Origin of the sequence: Halorientalis regularis, assembly GCF_023698535.1 — an archaeon.
Classification (GTDB): Archaea; Halobacteriota; Halobacteria; order Halobacteriales; family Haloarculaceae; genus Halorientalis; species Halorientalis regularis.
In genome coordinates this window covers 1-9,493 of sequence record NZ_JALJCL010000031.1, presented here as the reverse complement: position 1 = coordinate 9,493, position 9,493 = coordinate 1, and the positions used below count along the sequence as shown (strand labels likewise).

Below are 9,493 nucleotides of genomic sequence, written 5' to 3'. Positions count from 1 at the left end.
CGACGGCTCGATCAGTCTCTTGGAAACCGTCTCTTCGACACATTAGATGAACTTCGTGAGGCTGCACTCATTGCGCTTGATGACATCGAGCCTCCGAATATCTTCACGTACTTATGTCCTTGAGTATTAGGAAGCACCGGAAAAGTTAGTCATAGAAGCCATCACAGACGTTCAGTTCCATTCAAGATGGAATGATTGCCGCTCAGTGTGTCTGCGAATACGCACCCACGGGGCTCTACAATCTCGACTGCTGAGACGGCGCCAGGGTCTTCTGCTGGCTGTTTGACCGGGATGGGTTCGCCCTCTTGAACCCACGCACCCGTAAGGAGGTGGTGACGAGGATGTCCTTGGTTGTCTCCCTGAAGACAGATACTCAATCAATATCCCTATCAGATAATTGGATGTTCACATATCGAAGTGGTCTCGAAGCTCTTCTTCGTACTTGTCTCCAATCCAGTGCTCAAATATTCTGCTCCCCTCGTCGTTATGATGACTCACCGTCCCCTGGAGCAAGTCATCTCGGAAGCCTTTGCCGTACTTGCGGGTAATCCCGGAGATGATACCAGCGGTCCCTGACCCGCTGTCTGCTACGTCCTGATTATATTTGTTGCGCATTTCATCTCGAATATCTGGACCTGTTACCGGCTCATCATGCTCCAGCAAGATTTTTAAGAAAATCCGCTGCCGTGGGCTTAGCCGATCAAAGAAGTCGTCCGGCAGTGAATCTCCTCTAGTGTCGTCATCGGCCTCATCATTAATCACTATCTCAATATATTCGGGTATTCGTGAGTCTGCCAACATCCCATTGAAGGATGATTCATCCCCACTCACGCTGAGTGACACGTTATTGGTACCGTCACCTCCAGCCCTTACCGCCATGCTGATTATATCCTGTCCTGCTTCGTCCGAGACGCTTCGCTCAACATGAATCCAATCGCCTTCCAGTTCTGTCTGCATCATACATCTCTTTCTAGTCTCCAGCTATACTTGTCTCTTTCTACCTAAGTTCACGTAATTCCACCTATCTCACGTATAGATACATACGTGGAAAAATTAATAACCCCAGGCCACTAACACCCTGTATGACCCGAGGACCAGACCGGAAAGTGACGCGTAGCGACGTGCTGGCTGAGGTGGAGCCGGGTAAACCCGAAACTGCCTCCACCCTCGCTGACCGTCTCCCGTGCCACCGCGACACGGTGTTCAATCGCCTCAAAGAGCTACACGAGCTTGACGAGGTAGCAACGAAGGAGGCTGGTGGGCGTTCACGGGTATGGTGGATTCCGGACCCCAACACAGAAATTAGCGATTCTGATATTGATCCGTCCGACTTTCAGTCAACGAAGGACCCGAAAATCCTCCGGTCGCTCGCCCGAGCAGCCAATCGCGATGAGCCGCTTACCTCAGGCAACATAGCTGACGAAGTCGGTGAGACCCAAGATATTGTGTACAACCGCCTTCGCAAACTTGAGGAACGAGGGTGGGTAGGTTCGCTGAAGGCCGGTGCGACCTCGAAAGTTTGGTGGATAGAGCGGACCGAACCGCCGAAGAGTACTCAGACTCAAACCACAATCACAATCTCTGAAGCACTGAAGTCGCACCTGTGGGAGGTGAAGGAGACTGTCGAGGGTGTCGATAGCCTCCATGAGGCACTCCTCTACATCCTCGAAAATCCGCACGACGAGACACGACCCGTAGAGGGTTACGATGAGACGCTTAACGACCCTATCAAGGTGCCTGAGGAGACACTTGACGAAGTCCGAGTACTGCGTGACGAGATCAGTGTACAGGACTACGAGGCTGCCATCCGAAAGAAGGCAAACATTGAGCGCCGCGACGTCGGCGAAGAGCCAGTAGACGTGAGCGGGTTTCCACCTGAAGAGCGAACGGGCCCGATGTACGATATGGACACGATTAAACAGGGTGATGTCCTGAAGCGTCGAAAAGAAATGTTTGGTCCAGGAGGAGGGTCGCGAACCATCACCCGTGTCGTTGTTTCTGTTGAGGAGGAGGGTGTAGTCGCGCAACTATTCGACGACCCAAGAACTGATGAAGACATTCAAAATGAGTTCATTCCATTTGACCGAATCAGGGATGATGACGGTGGTGGAAACTGGGAGTATGACGGTTCGATGGTCGAATAACTGAAATTACGCTCTTCTGTAGAGGATTGTTGTGCTCTGTTGAATAGCGGTAATCCGGTGGGCAGGCAGAATCTGAGTTGGCTTGTTAGCCATTGGAATCCGTGGCCTGAATATCAGTCTCATTTCACCCCTCACTCAGAGATCGCTACTCAACAGAGCATATTCCACTGGTCTGGGGCCTCCGTACTACGACAGACAATACAGAGAGGCCTGAGAGAGGTGTGAGTAGAATATGTGGATAAATCGAATTAGCCCGTATTATGCACAACTTCGGCATCAGAGGTACTGACTTTCCCAGTCACGTCGAGCTTCCAGCTCCCGCTCACCGCGATTGGTCACGTTGTAATAATTGGGTCGCGTCGGAAAATCGTTCAGAAGCGGTTGGGCAGTCGCTGAAACAAAGTCGTAGCTGACTCCTTGAAGGAATGGGGACTGGTTGGTGAACGTGAATGAGTCCCCGATCGAGGTTACGATCACGATCCACTTCGTTCTGACCATTGACCCAACTGAGCAGTACCCACTTGCCGCCTTCGCGGAGTTTCTGACCGAGCAGCGTCTCGAATCGACGCTGCTCGAAGCGATCATCGAAAGCCTCAACGACGTACTCGTTGAGGCGTACTGTGGCGAAAAACACGCACAGGGGAACGGAACCAACCGATTCCAACGTTCGACAACAAAGACTCGCACGGCAGTTACTACCGCTGGCGAACACGAGTTCTCCCTTGACTACGTCGAAGACACTGCGGCAGCTGACGAGGAGAAGGCTCACTTCCGCCCCATCGAACAAGTCGTCGATTTCAACGGAAAGAAGCGATATCAGCAGGATATCGCTGAGCAAACAGTTGATCTTGCGACGACTCTCTCCTACCGCGACGCAGCCTCCCATGCCGAGGACCTCGAAAGGACGCCCTCAAAGGACACAATCCGCGACCGCGTGATCGACTGCGGCAGGAAACTCACAGAGTTCGTTTCCAGCCGCATTGCCGGGTCTGAAGCGGAAACAGTTATCTCCGACGGAACCAACTGTTACAGTCAAGACGAGGACCGTGAGTACCACGATGTACGAGTAACGCTCGCAGAAGACACTGAAGCAGCGTCACGATCACTGCTTGATGTCTCGGTGAACACTCCCTGGAGCGAGATTGCAGATTCCCTGGACACTGCTGGGGTGATCACTGACGACGCGAAAGTCGTCAGTGATTCCGAAACCAGTCTTGTAACGGCCTTTGAGGCGGAAAACCGGGATCACCAACTCGATTTGTCTCACGTTCCGCGCACACTTGGGTACAAGCTGTGGGACGACGAAGTACTTTCACTGGAGGACCGTAAAGAGATCATCTCGGAGGTCGCTGGAGAGTTGTTCCACCTCAAGAACTCTGTCGAGAAGCATCGTCCGCGGGAGGAGTATTCGGCGATCCGCAAGCGGATCGCCCGAACGAAAGAGCGGATAGAGAAGACAGCATGGCAGTTAGAGCAACTCTCTTCGCCGAAAGCAGCATCGTATCTTCGGCGTGGTCTGGACTCGATGGTGACGTTTGCTGAGGACGCGACAGACGGGTTCGAGGTGCCGTGGACCTCGAACCCTGTCGAACGAGCAATGGGGGAGGTGGCCAAGCGATGCAAGCGCGACTGGATGCAGTGGAGCGAAGAAGGGTTAGATGCGCTGTTGCAGTTGTCCCTCACGAAATACTCCAATCCCGACTACTACCACGAGTTCTTCGATGAGTTCCTCCGGCGGTCAACTCACGGAAAGATACGATGTAGCGTGTCGGTCACAGCGAATGGGGGTGAAGTCTGAACGGTTTTCCGACGCGACCCACATATTGGGAATTAGTTCTGACCTACATATCACCGCCGGGGACGAGTCGGACGCGATCAAGCGGTTTGGTGTCATTGGCGCGTTCTTTACCGCTCTCGGTCTAATTCAGTTTGTCGTCGCAGGATTGGTTCTCTTTGCATCTCTTTGACACATAAGGTGCGGTGGGTGTCGCCATTCGTCCCGTCTGCTCACGACTCAACGGTGCGTCGTTGCATATCAACTCTTACATTATGCCACAGCCCCGGATTGCTTGTCACTCAAGTATGTCGGGGTCGTCTTGATCAAGTGGGTCTTCGACCTCGCCAATAATGGTCTCTACCAAGTCGGTGACAGTCACCTGCCCGACCACATCGCCCTCCTCGATGACGAGCGCGAGTTCCTGCCCTTCCGTCTGGAACTGATCGATCGCATCACTCACGTCGGTATCGGGTGAGAGCGTCATCGGCGGTGCTGCCAGTTCGGTGAACTCGCGGTCACCGGCGAACAGTTCTTCGCGGTGGTTGAACAGCGCTGGACTGTAGACGACTCCACGGAAGTCGGTCAGGTTCTCACCAATCAGCGGATACCGCGTATGTGGGTGCTCTTCGAGTTTCCCGAAGTTCGATTCGAGATCGTCTTCAGTAGACAGTGCCACGATATCCTCGGGCGGAATCATAACCTCTTCCACCGATTGTTCGCCGATGGCCAAGGCGTTCATCACTTCCTCACGGCGGTCCTCAGCCACCTCGCCCTCTTTGAGTACCGATCCAAGCTGGTTCCGGAGGTCTGCACGGGTTTTGATTACTTCCTCACCGGTTTCTGTCCATGATTGGGTCATCTCAATGCCGAACAGGCCGAGTGTTGCCTTTGCAACCGAGTCACCGACCCAGATGGCCGGAGCGAGAATCTTGGCAAACCAGTACAGTGGTCGTGCTCCATACTGGGCGACCTGTTTGGAGCGTTCAACGCCGAGATACGTCGGCGTCTGCTCGCCGTGGGTGAGATGGACTAGGTTGATAAGAAGAAATCCGAGGAGCGAACCAGCCCCGATCGATGCCAGGGTCGTGTTCTCGAACAGCGGTTCGAACAGGGCTGCGAGTCCGGGTTCGGCGATAATCCCCAGTGCAATACTGGTCCCGGAGATCCAGACCTGACACGTCGTCAGATAAAATTCCAAGTCGTTGGTCATATCCCAGGCAAGTTCGAGTCCGGGTGTGTTGAGCTCGGATTTGGGGTACTGCCTGAGACGGGTCAGGGCGAATTCGATTGCAACAAAGTAGGCGTTCACCCCGATAAGAACGATTCCACCGAAAATCCGTAGTCCGATCTCGAGCGGTTCCATCATCGGCCGTACTGACAGTAGACAGAAAATAGTTCACATTGAGACAATGACGAAGACACAAAAAGCACGGTACACAGGCACAACCAGGTCACAAGATACGCGCGTTGCATTTTGCATACCAGTTTAAATATCAAATCTCTCTGGGGAATCTTCGCAGCGGTTAGTCTACACGCTTCGTGAGCGGACGATTCAGCCAGCTATTGATGAAACGGATCTCGTGAGAATGCCCGATACACGCTCGAGAAGGACTCATAGTGATTATTGCGAGTCTTTACCGCCAGGGAGTCACGATTCGTCGGATTCAGCCCGGGACGTGACTACTCCTGTGACGTGGTCACGAAAATAACCGCAAGAATCACTATCAGTCGGTCTTGCGAAGCGAATCATCGACCTCGTAGAGCCAACCGCGGTCGATCAGTCTGTCGAGTGCATAGTCGGCGTCGGCGGGTTCGTCAATAGCGTCGGACTCGGTCACGAGCAGCTCACGGGCTCGTTCTTGGGAAAGCTCGTCAGAGGGGTCCTCAAAGTGTGGCGCGAGATCGTCGTAGGCGTCTTGAATCCACGCTGGGAGCGACGCTTGATCAGAGTTCCACATAGCTTGGGGTAGGTGGTGAATGGCAGTTTGGCGTATGGGCGCTATATGCGATAGCGGCCGATTTCGTGTGATTGGCAGGCTGGACAGCGCTCCTGAGCGGTGTCGACCGCTGTTCCACAGTGGCGACACTCGTAGCGTGTTTCAAGACGTGTCGTGTCTGTTAGCACCTTCCGGAGGCGCGTAATCATCGTTGGATAGGTATGCGTACGTCTGACAGTCACTTATAGCTACGCTGGTCAGCTTCGGCAGGCACGTAGCGTATTCATTCCTCTCTGTGTTTCAGAGCCAGAAACTGAGGACTGGCTGTTTTTATTGGTCCCGTAGTAGGGCCGTCTGGGAGGTGCACGGTCCCCGTTGAGCTACTAATTCCGATCCGCTGTCACCTGCCCTTCGGATCCGTGGTAGACCGCCCACCACGCCTGCCCCATCCCCCCTCTCCCCACCCTGACATCAGGTATCCCCGCCGTGGCCTCCCTTTTGTGTCGTCCGTAGACTCCTCCCGACCAGCCGGGTGATACGCTACTTTGATTTTCCATCCCGAACGAGTCGTGTTTGAGGGGGGGACACTGGCAGTTTCCCCATTCACACTGTTTCATATGTCATACACTTCTTTGGTTTCGACCGGAACTTGCTGGATATGTTCGACAGTCTACCATTTCAAATTTCCCGGCAATATTATCTGGGTAGCCCCGTTTCCAATGTCTCGAGTGTTTCCTAAGCCCTCCGGTATTTGGCAGTGCTATCACGAGTAGCTGATCTTCTCGCCAGTGAGATTCAGGGTTTCAGGGGCCATATGGCTGTTTTATAACCACCTTCAGTTAGAAGATGGTCTGCTGTGAGTCTGAGGGTGGCCCCTCCCCCCATTTCGAGTGGTTATGCGGTTCTGATAGCGTCTGTTCCGACTTATTTCGAGTCGATATAGTACGTCAATGATCCGAAACGAGCAGCTTCTGATTAGCGCGATAATCACTATCACAGACTGTCCCTGCGTTGTCCCCGACTACAACTGCCTTTAGGGTGTGCGCCCGAATTCAGGCGTTTCAGAAACGCTGATTCTGGCAATCGGATGAGCGCTACCTGCGACGAGCATCTCTGACGATCAAATTGCCATCACAGCCAACGCAATGCCATCACTCGCGTCCACCGCGTACAGATTGTTGTCGCCACTCCCGACGTAGACGGTGCCGTCGGCCACCGTCGGCGACGAGTCCACGTTGCCGCCTGTCTCAAAGCGCCATTGTTCGGTCCCATCACTCGCGTCCACTGCGTACAGATTATCGTCTCGACTCCCGACGAAGACAGTCCCATCCACTACCGTCGGCGACGAACTCACGTAACTTATTGCCACGTTGCCGCCTGTCTCAAAGGCCCACTGTTGGTCACCCGAGGCCGCATCCACCGCGTACAGGTTGCCGTCGTGACTCCCGACGTAGACGGTGCCGTCGGCCACCGTCGGCGACGACCATACTGGCCCGTCAGTCTGGAAAGCCCATTGTTGGTCACCCGAGACCCCATCTACCGCGTACAGGTTGTAGTCGCCACCTCCGACGTAGACGATGCCGTCCACCACCGTCGGCGACGAGGCCACCGGTTCGGTCGTCTCAAAGGCCCACTGTTGCTCGCCTGTGGCCGCATCCACCGCGTAGAGGGTGTCGTCGTTACTCCCGACGTAGACGGTGCCGTCGGCCACCGTCGGCGCCGATCCCACGTAGTATCCTGTCTCAAAGGCCCACTGTTTGTCACCCGAGGCCGCATCCACCGCGTACAGGTTGCCGTCCCAACTCCCGACGTAGACGGTGCCGTCGACTACCGTCGGTGACGAGGACACGTCATCGTCAGTCTGGAAGGCCCACTGTTGGTTGCCAGCCGCGGCTCGCACGCTTGTTGCACTCGTGAGGCCGAGGCTACCCGCTCCCAGTACTGCACTGTACTTGAGCAAGTCTCGTCGGAAACAACCACTCATATTCCTGACTCATCTTCCAAACCGACCTATATATTGTGGTTTAGCGAGATATTCAAAGCAGTCAAGACAGTCTTGTGACACTGTCAGTCCGCACACTCACTGAGCAGGAGATTCGTCCCCGGCGCTGTTGAAATCAACCATCTTGGGAACTGTTCAATGATACCCTGACCTTCCGCAATATTCGGGAAAACGTTGGCCCACAAGCTGGCACTCTACGACTACCTTTGGCGGACCGTTTCACGAGAACTATCCGGACATCCATCGTTTCTCTACTTTGGACGATTGTGACTCAGCTATGGTGGACCATTCAGTTCACCGGAAACACGGTGTCCCGGAGAGCGACCGTCTGCCGAACGCTTACATTTGCGGACGTTCCACTATCACCTGGAAGGAACCAGTCACACGCTCCTTCCACCCTGTATGAGCACCGACGAATCATCTCTCGGTCGCTGTCCGGACTGTGGCGATCAGATCCCCGAGACGTGGCTCCTTGTCGAATACGAGAAGGACGACGGCAGCGAGGGCATTTGGGCTGAGTGTCCGGTGTGTGACGATGTCGTCGCGCCGGAGCAGTAATCCCAACGTCAGTCGGCGTGAGGGTGGTCAGCTTGGTCTGTCGCCTCGATGCACTCCTCGAACTGGAGCGCACTCCGGATGTGGAAGTTCTTCGTATCGGGATCATCCGCGTCGAGGGCTTTCCTGAGATGGTCTGCTGCCTGTTCTTTGAGGGGAGGGCGCTCGCTCATCATCGGCTGATGCGATTCCACGGATTTGTGGCTTACCATCTCTCCGAGATCGTCTGACGGATTGCTGGGGAGTAGAATCAAGTGCTTTCCGCCAGACAAGCGGTGTAGGTTACGACTGATGGATATTCCTGACCAACTTCGCTGTCTGTTCTCTGCGTCTGTCGAGAAACGCAATGGCTCGGCTGTTATCGAAATCCCAGAGCAAGAAGTTCAGACTGGTGAGCTCCAACCCGGCAAAACGTATCGTGTGGCTGTGCTGGCCGCACCGACAGCCGACGATACCGACGATACAGACGCTACCTCCCAGTCCACGCATACCCCACAGACACCACCCGTTGAACAGGGGGAGCAACGGACTGTTGAAATCGAAGATCTCGGCGACCAGGGTGACGGCATCACTCGCGTTGAGCGTGGGTTCGTCGTCATTGTCCCTGAGAGCAAACAAGGCGAACGCGTTACCGTCGAAATCACTGATGTTCAGAGAAATGTTGCCTTCGCGGAGGTTGTCGAACGTCTCGACTACTACGAGTAAGATCCCGACGCTGGGGTATCCCATCCCCCGCTTCTCGAACAGGGCACGAATACAGTTGGTGACTGAGGATTCTGCCAACAATCCAGTTCATGAAACTGATCGGTTCGAGCATATGCATTGAGATGGCCGGTCTCAACTACTGTCAACCTGCCATACTCCATATATGTGACTGACGATTAATCAGGAGCCGAACAACTGTTCCCACACGACTGCTATGAAGATCACAACTACACCAACTATTACAATCATCCGTCTTTAGCTAAGAGAGAAACCGCGTGACAGCAGCGGCTTATCGAGGCTACTTTTCGAGAGGAATGAGGAGGCGATAGCTGTGTCCAACAGAGCCTCCTCATCGAGAATCATGCGTCGGCTT

At 54.4% G+C, this 9,493-nt stretch carries 8 protein-coding genes and 1 pseudogene; 5 read left to right on the top strand and 4 right to left on the bottom strand.

Annotated elements, in window-relative coordinates:
* Positions 1 to 123 (top strand): annotated as a pseudogene (locus MU521_RS21050) (IS630 family transposase); the annotation flags it as partial.
* 282 nt (positions 124 to 405) lie between these two features.
* Here the strand turns inward: MU521_RS21050 and MU521_RS21045 are convergent.
* The gene (locus tag MU521_RS21045) at positions 406 to 957 is read right to left on the bottom strand and encodes a hypothetical protein (protein WP_092695766.1); all 552 of its coding nucleotides are present in this window, start codon (positions 955 to 957) and stop codon (positions 406 to 408) included.
* Positions 958 to 1,082: 125 nt separating this feature from the next.
* Here MU521_RS21045 and MU521_RS21040 point away from each other — a divergent pair, with 125 nt between their 5' ends.
* Both MU521_RS21040 and MU521_RS21035 read left to right on the top strand, forming a co-directional pair.
* Positions 1,083 to 2,144 (top strand): helix-turn-helix transcriptional regulator, encoded by a 1,062-nt coding sequence (locus MU521_RS21040; protein ID WP_175452970.1) that lies wholly within the window; start codon positions 1,083 to 1,085, stop codon positions 2,142 to 2,144.
* Positions 2,145 to 2,604: 460 nt separating this feature from the next.
* A complete protein-coding gene (locus MU521_RS21035; protein WP_175452971.1) occupies positions 2,605 to 3,942 on the top strand; it encodes an ISH6 family transposase in 1,338 nt (445 codons plus the stop codon).
* Between the two features lie 274 nt (positions 3,943 to 4,216).
* On the opposite strand, the gene MU521_RS21030 is transcribed toward MU521_RS21035, so the two are convergent.
* Entirely contained in the window at positions 4,217 to 5,284 is a 1,068-nt protein-coding gene (locus MU521_RS21030; protein ID WP_092695770.1) for a hemolysin family protein, read from the bottom strand.
* Between the two features lie 1,694 nt (positions 5,285 to 6,978).
* On the bottom strand, positions 6,979 to 7,758 hold the full coding sequence (locus MU521_RS21025; RefSeq protein ID WP_250864844.1) for an outer membrane protein assembly factor BamB family protein: 780 nt from the start codon (positions 7,756 to 7,758) through the stop codon (positions 6,979 to 6,981).
* Between the two features lie 504 nt (positions 7,759 to 8,262).
* Here MU521_RS21025 and MU521_RS21020 point away from each other — a divergent pair.
* On the top strand, positions 8,263 to 8,418 hold the full coding sequence (locus MU521_RS21020) for a DUF7837 family putative zinc-binding protein (RefSeq protein ID WP_175452976.1): 156 nt from the start codon (positions 8,263 to 8,265) through the stop codon (positions 8,416 to 8,418).
* A gap of 8 nt (positions 8,419 to 8,426) precedes the next feature.
* Here the strand turns inward: MU521_RS21020 and MU521_RS21015 are convergent, their stop codons facing one another.
* Positions 8,427 to 8,588, bottom strand: a complete 162-nt coding sequence (locus tag MU521_RS21015) for a hypothetical protein (RefSeq protein WP_175452975.1) — start codon at positions 8,586 to 8,588, stop codon at positions 8,427 to 8,429.
* 118 nt (positions 8,589 to 8,706) lie between these two features.
* Between MU521_RS21015 and MU521_RS21010 the strand changes: the two genes are divergently transcribed.
* Complete coding sequence (locus MU521_RS21010; protein WP_092695818.1) at positions 8,707 to 9,120, top strand: TRAM domain-containing protein; 414 nt, start codon at positions 8,707 to 8,709, stop codon at positions 9,118 to 9,120.
* The last annotated feature ends 373 nt before the right edge of the window (positions 9,121 to 9,493 follow it).

What these genes read in the sequence shown, in the direction of transcription:
- MU521_RS21045 (WP_092695766.1), bottom strand. Translation starts at nt 957, where the DNA reads ATGCAGACAGAACTGGAAGGCGATTGGATTCATGTTGAGCGAAGCGTC.
- MU521_RS21040 (WP_175452970.1), top strand. Translation starts at nt 1,083, where the DNA reads ATGACCCGAGGACCAGACCGGAAAGTGACGCGTAGCGACGTGCTGGCT.
- MU521_RS21030 (WP_092695770.1), bottom strand. Translation starts at nt 5,284, where the DNA reads ATGGAACCGCTCGAGATCGGACTACGGATTTTCGGTGGAATCGTTCTT.
- MU521_RS21020 (WP_175452976.1), top strand. Translation starts at nt 8,263, where the DNA reads ATGAGCACCGACGAATCATCTCTCGGTCGCTGTCCGGACTGTGGCGAT.
- MU521_RS21015 (WP_175452975.1), bottom strand. Translation starts at nt 8,588, where the DNA reads ATGAGCGAGCGCCCTCCCCTCAAAGAACAGGCAGCAGACCATCTCAGG.
- MU521_RS21010 (WP_092695818.1), top strand. Translation starts at nt 8,707, where the DNA reads ATGGATATTCCTGACCAACTTCGCTGTCTGTTCTCTGCGTCTGTCGAG.